A 13,632-nucleotide genomic window follows, 5' to 3' on the forward strand; every position below is an offset into this window, starting at 1 on the left:
CGGGGTGGCGGCGAGCGTCGCCATCACGCGGTCCGGCGCGCCAGCGACACGGTGAAGATGCCGAAGTCATCGATACGCTGCGCCACCTTCTCGAACCCAGCCAGGCGCACCAGCTCATCCATCTCCTGCTGGGTACGGCGGCGCATCACCCACGCGGCGCCGCCGCGGTGGCTGGTCAGCGCGCGCGCGATGAATTCCAGCTGGGGGTGCCAGGGCTGGCCGGTGTAGGCCAGGTAGCCGCCCACCGGCACCGTTGCGGCAATACCCTTCAGCGAGCGCAGCACGGCATCGTTGTCGGGGAACAGTTCGTACAGGCCCGATACCACCGCCAGCGTCGGCGCCGGGTCCACCGCCGCCAGTTGCGCCGGATCGAACGCATCGCCCTGCTCGAAGCGTGCGATGTCGGCCGCACCGAGGCGCTCGATCAAGCCCTGGCCCTGGGTCACGTTCAGATCGCTGAAATCACGCAGCACGATGCGGTCGGCGCGCTGTTGGCCCTGGCCCAGCGCTTCCAGCACATAGCGGCCATGGCCGGCGGCCACGTCCAGCACGCGCACCGGGGTGCCCTGCCCGCGCAGGCGCTGGGCAGCATCGCGCAGCAGTTCCTGCAGGTGCTGGCCACGGATGCGGATGCCGCGCCAGCCGATTGCGTCCAGGTAATTGCGGTCGACCATGCGGCCCAGCGGGCCCTTGCCACGCGCTTGGTCGCGATAGATGTAGTCGAGCGTGCTGCCCGAATCGAAACCGGTCTGCAGGCCCAGTGCGATGCCTTCGGACAACGTGCCGCCGACGCGCAGGCCGCCGCGCACCACGCGCCAGCGCAGGTCGGCGAGGCTGTTGCGCTCCGGTGGCCAGGCCAGGATCTCCGATTCCTCGAAGGTCGGCCCATGCCGATGTGCGTCACGACGCGACAGCTCGTGCAGCGGTTCGGCGAAGCGCGCCTGGATGAAGCTGCGGATACGCGCCAGTGCCGGTGCGCGGTCGCGCTCACCCAGCGTGTCGTGGAAGAAGCCCGGCAGGTGCACGCGCTCCTTGATCGGACTCGACAGGCGTTCGTAGAAGCGATCCTGCGGGCCACGGTGCACCACGAAATCCGAACCGGACACCAGCAGCTGCACCGGCACGCTGATCGCCTGCGCATCGGCGACAATGCGATCTGCCGCTTCGTACAGGCCCAGCAACACGCGCACCGAGATCGGCCGGGTGATCAGCGGATCGGTGCGGTAGCTTTCCACCCGCGCCGGATCGTGGGTCAGCCACTGCGGCTTGACGTAACTGTTGACGAAGAAGTTGCCGCGCAGCTTCTGCATCAATGCCAGGCCCGGCCGCGCGAACGGTACGTACAGCTTCACCTTGAACGCCGGCGAAGCCATCACCAGCGCGCGCAGGCGCGGCGCGTAGTCATGCACCCAGGTCGCGGCGACCACCGCCCCCACGCTCTGCGCGATCACCACGATATCTTCCACCGCGATGCCATGCGCCGCGCCGATGTGGGCGATGAAGCTGTCCAGGTCGCGTACCAGCGCCGGGAAGCCCGGTGCATCGCCTCGCGCGCCCGGCGACCGGCCATTGCCGCGCGCATCCCAGGCGAAGAAGGCGGTGTCGGGCAGGTCCAGCTCATCGACCAGGTGGGTGACCCGGCCGGAATGTTCATGGCCGCGATGCAGCAGCACGATGGCCCTGGTGGCCGGGGTTGCAGTGGTGCCCGCCCAGTACCGGTAGAACAGCGGTACCTGGTCGAAGCTGTGGAATTCCCGTTCCTGCGCCTGACGCATGCAATCTCCTGACTGATGTGGCGTGTTGTCTTGGTGTGTCTATCGCTGCGGCGTCGCCGCGGATTCCTTCAGCCCGCGCCGTACGCGATTGATCATCGTCAGCACGCACAACGCTGCCATGGCTGCGGCCACGCCGCTGACCGTCAGCGCGCCGACCCAGCCGAAGGCCAGCAACAGGCCCAGCACACCGATCACGAAGGCGCGGTCGCTCTTGCCCATCGGGCCGTCGTAGCGGCGGCTGGCACCGACCATCAGCCCCAGCACGCCGGCGTACTCGCTCAGCGCCGCGGTCCAGGCCAGCAGCCACAGCGTCTCCGGGCGCACGCCCGGTACGCTGAGCAGGCTCAGGTACAGCGCCGCATCGGCGATCACATCGCACACTTCGTTCAGATAGGCGCCCAGCCGCGATTGCTGGCCGAATTCGCGGGCCAGCATGCCGTCCACAGCGTTGAGCCCCATGCGCAGCAGCATCCACAGCGGCAGCAGCAGGTACAGCAGCGGCCGGGCAGGCGCACAGCACCCCACGGCTGCGGCCACCAGCAGCGAGACCACGGCAGCGGCCACGGTCACCGTATTGGCGGTGATGCCCATGCGATACAGGCCACCTACGGCCGGGCGCAACAGGTCCTGGAAACGTCCTTTCAATGCATAGATCGACACGATCTGTACCTGCTGATCCTTGGCAGTCCGGGCACAGCCTACCCGATCAGGGCGCTGCCGCCCCATCGGATTGTGTGCCGTCTGCGGCCGACCGGGCTGTGCCGAAGGCGGCCACCGGCCCCTGCCCTCGGCCGATTTCGCCCCGCGGCGCCCGCCACCGGCCCCCACCGCCTACAATATCGGCCCCGCTCCGCTGCCGATTCTGTCCCATGACTGCTGATCTGTTGCCCGTCCGCCGGGCCCTCCTCTCCGTTTCCGACAAGACCGGTCTGGTCGAGCTGGCCACTGCGCTGGCGGCACGCGGCGTGGAGCTGCTGTCCACCGGCGGCACTGCCAAGGCGATCCGCGATGTGGGCCTGGCCGTGAAGGACGTGGCCGAGGTCACCGGCTTCCCGGAAATGATGGATGGCCGGGTCAAGACCCTGCACCCGATGGTGCACGGTGGCCTGCTGGGCCGTTCGGGCCTGGATGATGCGGTGATGGCCGAGCATGGCATCGGCGCCATCGACCTGCTGGTGCTGAACCTGTACCCGTTCGAATCGGTCACCGCCAAGGCCGACTGCACCCTGGCCGATGCGGTGGAGAACATCGACATCGGCGGCCCGGCCATGCTGCGCTCGGCGGCCAAGAACTTCGCCCGCGTGGCGGTGGCCACCGACCCGTCGCAGTACGCCGAACTGCTGGCCTCGCTGGACGCCCACGATGGCCAGCTGACGGCTGCCACCCGCTTCGCGTTCTCGGTGGCCGCGTTCAATCGCGTTGCCCAGTACGATGCCGCGATCAGCAACTACCTGTCGGCGGTGACCGCCACCGACGCCGCCGTGCCGGCCCGCGCCGAGTACCCGGCGCAGATGAACTCTACCTTCGTGAAGGTGATGGACCTGCGCTACGGCGAGAACCCGCACCAGAGCGGCGCCTTCTACCGCGACCTGTACCCGGTGCCGGGCACGCTGGCCACCTTCCAGCAGCTGCAGGGCAAGGAGCTGAGCTACAACAACCTGGCCGACGCCGATGCGGCGTGGGAATGCGTGCGCCAGTTCGGCGCGCCGGCCTGCGTGATCGTCAAGCATGCCAATCCGTGCGGCGTGGCCGTCGGTGCCGGCAACGGCGATGCCTACGAGCTGGCCTACGCCACCGACCCGACCAGCGCCTTCGGCGGCATCATCGCCTTCAACACGCCGCTGGACGCCGCCACCGCCAAGGTCATCCTGGACCGCCAGTTCGTGGAAGTGCTGATCGCCCCGGACTACGAGCCGGCCGCGCTGGAGTACGCACAGAAGAAGGCCAACGTGCGCGTGCTGCGCATCCCGCACGGCGACGGCCTGAACAACTTCGACAGCAAGCGCGTGGGCTCGGGCCTCCTGCTGCAGTCCTCGGACAACCGCGGCATGACCCGCGACGAACTGAAGGTGGTCAGCAAGCTGGCACCGACCGACAAGCAGTTCACCGACCTGCTGTTCGCCTGGAAGGTGGCCAAGTTCGTGAAGTCCAACGCGATCGTCTACGCCAAGGACAACCGCACCATCGGTGTCGGCGCCGGCCAGATGAGCCGCGTGTACTCGGCGCGCATCGCCGGCATCAAGGCCGCTGACGCGAACCTGGTGGTCGAAGGTTCGGTGATGGCCTCCGATGCGTTCTTCCCGTTCCGCGACGGCATCGATGCCGCTGCTGCCGCCGGCATCAAGGCGGTCATCCAGCCGGGCGGTTCGATGCGCGATGCCGAAGTGATCGCCGCCGCCGACGAACACGGCCTGGCCATGGTGTTCACCGGCGTGCGCCACTTCCGCCACTGATGCTGGAGCGACACGGATGTCCGCAGTTTCGATCAAGCCCCTCGTTCTGCCCGCCCTGATGGGCGCGGCCCTGCTGGCCGGCTGCAAGCCGGCCGCCGAACCGGCACCCGCCGCTGCCCTGCAGGCAGAGGCGCCGGCCGCAACCAGCACCGCAGCGGCCGGGCATGTCAGCCGCACCGCGCGACTGCAGGCTTTCCTGACCGCGCATTACGGCGAGGACGCGCAGCTGTCCGACGGCTGGCGCGGCAACTGGGCGCAGGGCGGCGACACCCGCCCGGTTGACTGGGCGGTCTGTGCCGAGCAACCCGTGGTCAGCGGTGACAGCTGGCAGCAGCTGCTGGCGGTGTGCGGCGAAGTGGTCGACGCTGGCCATGCCGACGCGGGCACCATCGACTACTACGTGCTGCGCCCGGCCGGCGATGGCTTCGACGTGGCGGCCGAGCTGACCGGCGGCACCTATGGCAGCAGCGGCCGTCCGGGCAGCGTCGAGATCCTGCGCTTCGGCAGCGATTTCTACGGCTTCCGCAACGTCAGCGGCTGGTACGGCCAGGGCTATTCGCTGCAGACGCAGAGCTTCATCCTGCCCGGCCCGAACGGTCTGGTGGATGCCGGCAGCGTGCGCAGCCACATCGACAACACCGCGGCCTACGACTGCGACGACGCCGAGCAGGCCGAAGACTGCCGCACCCGCATGTTCGACGTCGACTTCGAACTGCGCATGGACGACAGCAACCGCAGCGCGCGCACCTGGCCGCTGCTGATCGAGGAAACGGGCAGCAGCTGTGGCGGCAGCAACGTGCGCCGTACGCACCGCTTCACGCTGGACCCGAAGACCTGGACCTATTCCTTCCCCGACGCGCTGCAACGCGAAGGCTGCGAGTGAACCACGCGCGCCGCCGGGGACATCGCCCTTCCCTTCCCACGCAATCTGGAATCTCGTGATGAACGTACTTGTCATCGGCTCTGGCGGCCGCGAACACGCCCTGGCATGGAAGCTGGCCCAGTCCTCCCGTGTCACCGAAGTGATCGTGGCGCCCGGCAACGCCGGCACCGCCAGCGAAGACAAGTGCCGCAACGTGGCAGTGAAAGTGACTGACATTGACGGCCTGCTGGCGCTGGCCCAGGCCGAAGGCGTGGCGCTGACCGTGGTTGGCCCGGAAGTGCCGCTGGTGGCCGGCGTGGTCGACCGTTTCCGTGCCGCCGGCCTGCGCATCTTCGGGCCGACCGCCGCCGCCGCGCAGCTGGAAGGCAGCAAGGCCTACGCCAAGGACTTCCTGGCCCGCCACAACATCCCCACCGCGTTCTATGCCGTGCACACCGACGTGGACGCGGCGCTGGCCTACATCCGCGAGAAGGGTGCCCCCATCGTGGTCAAGGCCGATGGCCTGGCCGCCGGCAAGGGCGTGATCGTGGCGATGACCCTGGCCGAAGCCGAGGACGCCGTGCGTGACATGCTGTCGGGCAATGCCTTCGGAGACGCCGGTGCGCGCGTGGTGATCGAAGAGTTCCTCGATGGCGAGGAAGCCAGCTTCATTTCGATGGTGGACGGCGTGCATGCGCTGCCGATGGCAACCTCGCAGGACCACAAGCGCGTCGGCGACGGCGACACCGGCCCGAACACCGGCGGCATGGGCGCGTACTCGCCGGCCCCGGTGGTCACCCCGGAGGTGCATGTCCGCGTGATGCGCGAAGTGGTGAACCCGACCGTGCAGGGCATGATCGCCGACGGGATTCCCTTCACCGGCTTCCTCTATGCCGGCCTGATGATCGACGCCAGCGGCGCGCCGAAGGTGATCGAATTCAACGTGCGCTTCGGCGACCCGGAAACCCAGCCGGTGATGCTGCGCCTGCAGTCCGACCTGGTCGACCTGGTGGAGGCGGCCATCGACGGTCGCCTGGACCAGGTGGAGGCGCAGTGGGACCCGCGCCCGTCGCTTGGCGTGGTGCTGGCCGCCAAGCCGTACCCGGAATCGCCGATCACCGGTGACGTGATTTCCGGCCTGGCCGATGTGCCGGCCAGCGCCAAGGTGTTCCATGCCGGCACCGCGCTGGACGCGCAGGGCCAAGTGCTCAGCGCCGGCGGCCGCGTGCTGTGCGTGGCGGCACTGGGCGACAGCGTGCGCGACGCACAGGCCAATGCCTATGCCGGCGTGGCCAAGGTGACCTGGGCCAACGAGTTCCACCGCAACGACATCGGTTGGCGCGCGATCGCACGCGAGGGGTGAGGTGTGGGGTGCAGCCACGCGTGGCGTGGCTCTGGGTGAGTTCCACCGACGAGAAGGCCCGGCAATGCCGGGCCTTTGCTCTAAAGAACAGCGCCCAGACCCTTCCGGTCGATCAGGTTTAGAAGTGTCGCGGCTTCAGGGACGGGAGGAAGCAGAATGCGCCAACATCAGGAATATCCGGATGGCTTTGATTGCGTCTGGCTGGGCGTGGACCAGACCGGCGCCGTGGCGGCATTCGTCACCGCAGGCGAGGGAGACATCCCTGCCGCGCTTCTGAGTCAAGCGGCGGTGGACATCTTCGATATCGAAATGATGTTGATGGAGCTGCCGGTGGTTGGCAGGGCCATCACGCACATGAAGGTTCCCCGGGACGATGACGGTGTGGCCATGGCTTCGCGCGGCATCCATGTGTACGACTGGAACCGCGGCGGCTACGCGCGCTTTGCCACCCCTACTCTGGCCATTCAGCGCTCGGCGCTCAGCCGGGAACTGCAGGTGCTGGCGGGTCTGGCGACCTTCAACACGATCGACTTCCGGCAGCACGCCTCTATCCCGGTCTGGGCTCTGATGCAAACGACGGGAAAGCCGATGCCATGACGCAGTATCAGTGCCCGGCATCCACGCATGGCGCGGCTCTACCTTAGACCCACGCCATGCGTGGATGAACCCAACCAAACGAAAAAGGCCCGGCAGTGCCGGGCCTTTTCTCTGCTTCAACGCCACCCCGCCTTACGCGGTGAACAGCGCCTTCATCTTCTTCAGCGCGTTCGCTTCCACCTGGCGGATACGCTCGGCCGACACGCCGTATTCGTCGGCCAGTTCCTGCAGCGTCACCTTGCTGTCGGCATCCAGCCAGCGGCGGCGGATGATGTCGCGCGAACGGGCATCCAGCTCGGCCAGGCCTTCGCGCAGCAGCTGCATCTGGTTGTCTTCGCTGTCGGCACGCTCATAGGCCATCGACGGGTCTTCGTCGTTGGCAACCAGGAACGCGGCCGGCGACGGCGGCGCATGTTCGTTGTCCTCGTCGGTGGGCGCATCGAAACCGATATCGCGACCGGACAGGCGCGATTCCATTTCCATGACCTCGCGCTCGGACACGTTCAGGTCCTTGGCCACCGCGCTGACTTCAGCCGCGTTCATCCAGCCCAGGCGCGTCTTCGACTTGCGCAGGTTGAAGAACAGCTTGCGCTGCGCCTTGGTGGTAGCGACCTTGACGATGCGCCAGTTCTTCAGGATGAACTCGTGCATTTCGGCACGGATCCAATGCACGGCGAAGGACACCAGACGCACGCCCATGTCGGGGTCGAAGCGCTTGACCGCCTTCATCAGGCCGATGTTGCCTTCCTGGATCAGGTCGCCCAGCGCAAGGCCGTAGCCGTTGTAACCGCGGGCCACGTGCACCACGAAGCGCAGGTGCGAATGCACCAGCTCACGTGCGGCGTCCAGATCGTCACCGTCGCGGAAACGACGGGCCAGGTCCTGTTCGTCATCGACCGACAGCACCGGGATCTGGTGCACGGCACCGATGTAGGCGTCCAGCGAACCGAGCGCACTGGGAATCGGGAGATTGTTTGCCACAAGGGCAGTAGAGGTGTTCTGGCTCATAGGCACCCATCTTAGCAGTCCGGGATTTGGACTGCTAAAGGAGGAAAAAGTTCCAGCATCCTATTGATGCAACACTGGTCCCAAACAGAGCCCTACCGTAGCGCGATTTGATGACAGTGGCGAGCACGCTTTTCGGGATTCACAATCCCTTGGAATTCAACCAATTACCCACCATAAACCGGCCGATTCCGGTCAAGCGGAGCTGAACGGGCCGTCCAGAAGGCCCATTCAGGACCAGAAACGTTGCCCGGTGTTCAGGCTTGGCCCCCGCCCGTGCTCAGAGCGCCGAGCGCGGCGGAAGCGACCAGTCGATCGGGGCCTGCCCGCGGCGCTGCAGGTACTCGTTGGCCATCGAGAAATGCCGGCACCCAAGGAAGCCACGGTGGGCCGACAGCGGCGACGGGTGCGGCGACTTCAGCACGCGATGGCGCCGGGTGTCGATCACCTTGCCCTTCTGCTGGGCATAGGCGCCCCAGAGCATGAACACCAGGCCTTCGCGTTCGCAGTTGAGCACGTCCACCACGTGATCGGTGAAGCCTTCCCAGCCACGGCCCTGGTGCGCGCCGGCCTTGCCCTCTTCCACCGTCAACACGGCGTTGAGCAGCAGCACGCCGCGCTGCGCCCACGGGATCAGGCAGCCGTGGTCCGGGCGCGGGAGGCCGAGATCGCTCTCGATCTCCTTGTAGATGTTCAGCAGCGACGGCGGGACCGGTACGCCCGGCGGCACCGAGAAGCTCAGGCCATGGGCCTGGCCTCGGCCGTGGTACGGGTCCTGGCCGAGGATGACCACCTTTACCTGCTCGAACGGCGTGGCGTCGAACGCAGCAAAGATCTGCGGGCCAGGCGGGAACACTGCCGCACCAGCGGCCTTGCGCTGGCGCAGGAAGCTGGAAAGCTCGCGCATCTGCGGCTGCAGCAGGTAATCGCCGACATGCTGCTTCCAGCTCGGTTCCAGCTGGATCGTCGGGGTGTCGGCTACTTCATCCATCATCGAATCAGGGGTCCATCGTTCAATCGGGCCAGCCGCAGCTGGAACAGCACCTTGGTGACCAGCAGCCGTTCTTCGATCGGCTTGAGCACCAGGTCGTTGGCACCGGACTGCAGCAGCCCGGTCTGGTTGTGCGGGTTGCCGTCGCCGGTCATCACCAGCACCGGCAGGCGGCGCTTGCCGTAGCCAAAGTCCACGCGCACGCGCTGCACCACATCGCGGCCGCTCAGTTCGCCCTTCAGGGTGACGTCGGTCAGCACCAGGTCGATGCGGTGGCGGCTGCGGCCTAGCGACTCGGCAGTGAGCAGGGTGAACGCCTCTTCGGCGCTGACCACGTGCAGCACGTTCAACTGCTGGCGTTCCAGCATGCGCTTGGTCGCTTCGGCCACCACGCGGCTGTCCTCGATGTAGAGGATGGTGGCGCCGGGAATGGTCTGCGGCTGCACGTAGCCGCGGATGAAGGTCGCCAGCGCTTCATGGCCGAGCGATTTGTCGAAATAGTCGGTGACGTACTCGGTGAAGCGGCGCTGCTCCAGGTGCTGCTGGGCGTCGCCGGACACCACGATCACCGGCACATAGGCCTGGCCAGCGGCTTCGCGGACCATCCGCGCCAGCGCCAGGCCGTCGCCATCACGCAGCGTCAGTGAGGTGGTCACCAGGTCCACCGGGCCCTGCGCCAGCGCTTGCTGCGCGTCCTCGATGCTGTCGCAGCCGATCACGTCCACGCCGGGCAGGTCGCGCTTCAGCACGTCGGCGATCAGCTTGCGCACCAGCTTCGAGCCATCGACCACCATCACCCGCGTCGCGGGCCCTTCAAGGTGCTTCAGCGCTTGCGGTTGCATGCCGGTCTCAGGTGTCGGTCGGGCGTGTCTGGCGCAGGAAGTGGCCGGTCACCAGCCACGCACCCAGCCAGCCCAGCAGCAGCGTGCCGAGCAGGACCAGGCCGCCATGCAGCAGGTCCAGGCCGTGCAGCACGAACGGGCTGCCATAGCTGCGCGAGAGTTCGGCCAGCGGCACGCGCAGCGCGGCACCGGCGGCGCCGATCAGGGCCAGCGCCACCGCACCGGCACCCAGGCCATACCACGCGCCCAGGTACAGGAACGGGCGGCGGATGAAGCCATCACTGGCGCCGAGCAGCTGCAGCACGCCGATCTCTTCGCGGCGGGCCTGGATGTCCAGGCGCACGGTGTTGCCGACCACCAGCGCGGCGCCGACGCCGAGCAGCACCGACAGCACCTGCACCAGCCGTGCACCGAATGCCAGCCAGGCATCCAGGCGCTGGCGCCACAGTGCATCGTGCTGCACCAGGTCGGCCTCGGGCAGGCTTTCCAGCGCGCGCGCGAGGCGTGCGTCGTCCTTGCCCTGGCCCGGGGTGATCACCAGCAGCGAGGGCAGCGGGTTGTCGTTGAGGGCGTCGATCGCCTCGCCGAGGCCGGCATCGCGCAGTTCCTGCAGGCCCTGCTCGGGCGTGCGCACGTTCACTTCGGCCACGTCATCGCGGTCGCGCAGCTGGCCGGCCAGACGCAGCGCGCCGGGGCCATCGACGTTGCCCTTCAGGAACACGTTGATGTCACGCGACTGCTGCACGCTGCCGGCGAACTGCTTGAGGTTGTCCAGCGCGATCGACAGGCCCAGCGGCAGGGCCAGCGCCAGCGCCATGACCATCACCGTCAGCAGGGTCGCCCACGGCTTGCGGAAGGCACGGCCGAGGCTGAACACCACGCTGTGCGCGTGGTGCTGGAACCAGACGCCCACGCGCGAGGGGGCGGCGGCTTCGCTGTTTTCGTTCTTCGCCATGTGTTACTCCGCCAGGTCCTGCGGCGAGATGTCATCCACCAGCCGGCCGTGGTCGAGGATCAGCACCCGCTTGCGCATGCGGCGCAGCAGCGGCAGGTCGTGGCTGACCACCAGCACGCTGGTGCCGCGCGAGGGCAGCTCGGCGAACAGGGCCATGATCTCCGCCGCCAGGGTCGGGTCGAGGTTGCCGGTGGGCTCGTCGGCCACCAGCAGCTTGGGTTCGCCGACGATGGCGCGGGCGATGCCGACGCGCTGCTGCTCGCCGGCTGACAGCTGCGAGGGCAGCGCCTTCTCGCGATGGCCCAGGCCCATCCGCTCCAGCACCGAGCGCACGCGCTTGCCGATGTCGCCACGGCGGGTGCCGCGCAGGATCAGCGGCAGCGCCACGTTCTCGGCGATCGAGCGGTCCATCAGCAGGCGATGGTCCTGGTAGACCGCGCCGACCGCACGCCGATGGCGCGGAATGTCGCCGCCGCGCACCTTCAGCAGGTTGCGCTCATCGAACACCACCGCGCCGCGGCTGGGCCGCTCGTCGAGGTGGATCAACTTGAGCAGGGTGCTCTTGCCCGCACCGGAATGGCCGGTGACGAACAGCATCTCGCCCGGCGCAACCTCGAAGCTGACATCGGTCAGCGCCTCGTGGCCACCGGCGTACTGTTTGCTGACATTGTCGAAGCGCAGGACACTCATGCCCCGATTATGCAGGAGCGGCGCGACGTCGTGGAGATGGTGGGGCGATTGGCGGTAGCCGCAGGAGCAGCCGAGCATAGGGCTCGGCTCTGCAGGGCGGCATGGGGGCTGTAGAGCCGAGCCCATGCTCGGCCCAGTGCGGACCAAGGTCCGCACCCACCCCCGGCGGCTTAGCTGCCCGACAGCATCCGGCGGATCTTGCGGCCGATGCGGGTCAGGAACGAATCGCCGGTATCAGCGGCCGTGCGCACCGGCTTGGCCACCACCTGCACCGGGGTGACCGGGCTGGCGCCGTTGCCGGTATTGGCCTGCACGCCCTCGGCACCCTCGACCGGACGGCCGTGGCGACGACGACGGCGCTTGCGCGGCTTGTGCGCGCCGTCCACTGCACCTTCCGGTGCGCCTTCGGCACGCGGCGGGCGCGGCGGACGCGGGGCCTGGGCAGCGGCGCCTTCGGCACCGGCGACCGGCGCGGCTGCACCCTGTTCGCCTTCCACGCGCGGCTTGCGCGGGCCACGCGGACGGCGCTCGCCGCTGCGCTCGCCGTCGCGACCACCGCGGCCACCGGAACGGCCGCCACTGCGGCCACCGCCTCGACGCTCTTCCTCGGCGGCGCGGGCTTCGCGCGCCTCGCGGAAGATCTGGCCGACGCTTTCGTTGTCCTCGCCTTCCTCGCCTGCCGCCGGGGCCGGGCGTTCCGGACGCGGCAACGGCGTCAGCAGTTCCTTGGTGACCGGCTCGGACGGAATCTTCTGCTCGATGTAGGCCTCGATGTCCGGCAGGCCCATGGCGTAGCGTTCGCAGGCGAAGCTGATCGCGTCGCCCTCTTCACCCAGGCGCGCGGTGCGGCCGATGCGGTGCACGTAGTCTTCGGCATCGAACGGCAGGTCGTAGTTGTAGACGTACTTGATGCCGTCGATGTGCAGGCCGCGCGCGGCCACGTCGGTGGCCACCAGGATTTCCAGCTGGCCCTTCTGGAAGCGGTTGAGCAGGCTCTCGCGCTTCTTCTGCGGCACGTCGCCGGACAGCACGCCGACACGGTAGCCGGCCTTTTCCAGCGCGCGGGCGACGCGCTCGACGAATACCTTGGTGTTGACGAAGACCATGGTGCGCGCGCCTTCGCTGCGCGACAGCAGGCCCAGCAGCAGCGGGATCTTCTCGTCGTCGGCCGGGAAGTAGATGCGCTGGCGCACGCGGGCAGCGGTGATGGTCTCGGCTTCGACCACCAGCTTCTGCGGCTCGTTCATGTGCTCATAGGCCAGCTCCAGCACGCGATGGCTGAGGGTGGCACTGAACAGCAGCGTCTGGCGGGTGGTCCGCTCCGGCATGCGACGCAGCAGGAAGCGGATGTCCTTGATGAAGCCGAGGTCGAACATGCGGTCGGCTTCGTCCAGCACGCAGATCTCGCAGGCATGCAGCGAGACCACCTTGTGCTGCTTGACGTAGTCGATCAGGCGGCCCGGGGTGGCGATGATCACGTCCACGCCCTGCTGCAGCAGTTCGCGCTGCTTGTCGTAATCCACGCCGCCGTAGACCAGGGCGAAACGCAGGCCCAGGTCGGAACCGAACTTCACCGCATCCTTGTGGATCTGGATGGCCAGCTCGCGGGTGGGGGCGAGGATCAGGGCGCGCGGATCTTCCGGCTTGCGGTCGGCCAGCGCCGGACGCGTCAGCAGGCGGTTCACGACAGCGACCAGGAAGGCCAGGGTCTTGCCGGTGCCGGTCTGGGCCTGGCCGGCAACATCACCGCCGGGCAGCGCGACCGGCAGGGTCAGCGCCTGGATCGGGGTGCAGCGGGTGAATCCGGCTCCTTCAAGGCCGGCCTGCAGGGCCGGATGCAGCTCGAAGGAGGAGAAGGTCAAATCGGTCAGCGGTTTGTCGCTCATGAGTCCGTCTTGGTATGGCCGCCGGCCCGTGGGGCGGCTGGCACTTCATCGTCTAGGGGCACCGTCGCAAACTGCGGCCCCTGCGGCGGGTTGGCAGGCTGGGACCACCCGGTCCGCACGCCGCACAATGGCCCAGTTTAACGCACTCGGGCCGGCAAACCGGAATGGCGCGTCTCAGCAGGCCAGGAGACGCCTAGCCTTCACCCAGCCACA

At 68.0% G+C, this 13,632-nt stretch carries 12 protein-coding genes; 4 read left to right on the forward strand and 8 right to left on the reverse strand.

Annotation, left to right across the window (positions count from 1 at the left end):
• Positions 1–23: 23 nt before the first annotated feature.
• Together QP512_RS18345 and QP512_RS18350 are read right to left on the reverse strand one after the other, a co-directional pair.
• Entirely contained in the window at positions 24–1,775 is a 1,752-nt protein-coding gene (locus QP512_RS18345; protein WP_286070127.1) for a bifunctional alpha/beta hydrolase/class I SAM-dependent methyltransferase, read from the reverse strand.
• A gap of 39 nt (positions 1,776–1,814) precedes the next feature.
• Positions 1,815–2,435, reverse strand: a complete 621-nt coding sequence (locus QP512_RS18350; protein ID WP_286070128.1) for a CDP-alcohol phosphatidyltransferase family protein — start codon at positions 2,433–2,435, stop codon at positions 1,815–1,817.
• A gap of 209 nt (positions 2,436–2,644) precedes the next feature.
• On the opposite strand from QP512_RS18350, the gene purH reads away from it, so the two are divergent.
• From purH to QP512_RS18370, 4 genes are all read left to right on the forward strand, one after another.
• Positions 2,645–4,228, forward strand: a complete 1,584-nt coding sequence (gene purH, locus QP512_RS18355) for a bifunctional phosphoribosylaminoimidazolecarboxamide formyltransferase/IMP cyclohydrolase (RefSeq protein WP_286070129.1) — start codon at positions 2,645–2,647, stop codon at positions 4,226–4,228.
• Positions 4,229–4,244: 16 nt separating this feature from the next.
• A complete protein-coding gene (locus tag QP512_RS18360) occupies positions 4,245–5,111 on the forward strand; it encodes a hypothetical protein (protein ID WP_286070130.1) in 867 nt (288 codons plus the stop codon).
• Between the two features lie 58 nt (positions 5,112–5,169).
• Positions 5,170–6,453, forward strand: coding sequence for a phosphoribosylamine--glycine ligase (purD, locus tag QP512_RS18365; protein WP_286070131.1), 1,284 nt, complete (start codon positions 5,170–5,172; stop codon positions 6,451–6,453).
• A 156-nt stretch (positions 6,454–6,609) separates the two neighbouring features.
• A complete protein-coding gene (locus QP512_RS18370) occupies positions 6,610–7,050 on the forward strand; it encodes a hypothetical protein (protein WP_286070132.1) in 441 nt (146 codons plus the stop codon).
• A gap of 132 nt (positions 7,051–7,182) precedes the next feature.
• Here the strand turns inward: QP512_RS18370 and rpoH are convergent, their stop codons facing one another.
• The 6 genes from rpoH to rhlB all read right to left on the reverse strand — a co-directional run bounded on the left by rpoH (position 7,183) and on the right by rhlB (position 13,419).
• On the reverse strand, positions 7,183–8,058 hold the full coding sequence (rpoH, locus tag QP512_RS18375) for an RNA polymerase sigma factor RpoH (RefSeq protein ID WP_286070133.1): 876 nt from the start codon (positions 8,056–8,058) through the stop codon (positions 7,183–7,185).
• Between the two features lie 277 nt (positions 8,059–8,335).
• Positions 8,336–9,049 carry a uracil-DNA glycosylase gene (ung, locus tag QP512_RS18380; protein WP_286070135.1) on the reverse strand — a complete coding sequence of 238 codons (714 nt, stop codon included), beginning with the start codon at positions 9,047–9,049 and terminating at the stop codon, positions 8,336–8,338.
• The gene (locus tag QP512_RS18385) at positions 9,046–9,888 is read right to left on the reverse strand and encodes a response regulator (protein WP_049428991.1); all 843 of its coding nucleotides are present in this window, start codon (positions 9,886–9,888) and stop codon (positions 9,046–9,048) included. Before QP512_RS18385 ends, ung begins: the two co-directional genes overlap by 4 nt.
• 7 nt (positions 9,889–9,895) lie before the next feature.
• A complete protein-coding gene (gene ftsX / locus QP512_RS18390; protein WP_099555248.1) occupies positions 9,896–10,843 on the reverse strand; it encodes a permease-like cell division protein FtsX in 948 nt (315 codons plus the stop codon).
• Between the two features lie 3 nt (positions 10,844–10,846).
• Entirely contained in the window at positions 10,847–11,533 is a 687-nt protein-coding gene (gene ftsE, locus QP512_RS18395) for a cell division ATP-binding protein FtsE (RefSeq protein ID WP_111112972.1), read from the reverse strand.
• 170 nt (positions 11,534–11,703) lie between these two features.
• Positions 11,704–13,419, reverse strand: a complete 1,716-nt coding sequence (gene rhlB / locus QP512_RS18400; protein ID WP_286070140.1) for an ATP-dependent RNA helicase RhlB — start codon at positions 13,417–13,419, stop codon at positions 11,704–11,706.
• Positions 13,420–13,632 lie beyond the last annotated feature (213 nt).

The sequence above is a fragment of the Stenotrophomonas sp. 57 genome (assembly GCF_030291075.1).
Taxonomy (GTDB): Bacteria; Pseudomonadota; Gammaproteobacteria; order Xanthomonadales; family Xanthomonadaceae; genus Stenotrophomonas.

Coding starts and splice junctions, on each gene's coding strand:
- QP512_RS18345 (WP_286070127.1), bottom strand. CDS start 1,775: ATGCGTCAGGCGCAGGAACGGGAATTCCACAGCTTCGACCAGGTACCG.
- purH (WP_286070129.1), top strand. CDS start 2,645: ATGACTGCTGATCTGTTGCCCGTCCGCCGGGCCCTCCTCTCCGTTTCC.
- QP512_RS18360 (WP_286070130.1), top strand. CDS start 4,245: ATGTCCGCAGTTTCGATCAAGCCCCTCGTTCTGCCCGCCCTGATGGGC.
- purD (WP_286070131.1), top strand. CDS start 5,170: ATGAACGTACTTGTCATCGGCTCTGGCGGCCGCGAACACGCCCTGGCA.
- QP512_RS18370 (WP_286070132.1), top strand. CDS start 6,610: ATGCGCCAACATCAGGAATATCCGGATGGCTTTGATTGCGTCTGGCTG.
- rpoH (WP_286070133.1), bottom strand. CDS start 8,058: ATGAGCCAGAACACCTCTACTGCCCTTGTGGCAAACAATCTCCCGATT.
- ung (WP_286070135.1), bottom strand. CDS start 9,049: ATGATGGATGAAGTAGCCGACACCCCGACGATCCAGCTGGAACCGAGC.
- QP512_RS18385 (WP_049428991.1), bottom strand. CDS start 9,888: ATGCAACCGCAAGCGCTGAAGCACCTTGAAGGGCCCGCGACGCGGGTG.
- ftsX (WP_099555248.1), bottom strand. CDS start 10,843: ATGGCGAAGAACGAAAACAGCGAAGCCGCCGCCCCCTCGCGCGTGGGC.
- ftsE (WP_111112972.1), bottom strand. CDS start 11,533: ATGAGTGTCCTGCGCTTCGACAATGTCAGCAAACAGTACGCCGGTGGC.
- rhlB (WP_286070140.1), bottom strand. CDS start 13,419: ATGAGCGACAAACCGCTGACCGATTTGACCTTCTCCTCCTTCGAGCTG.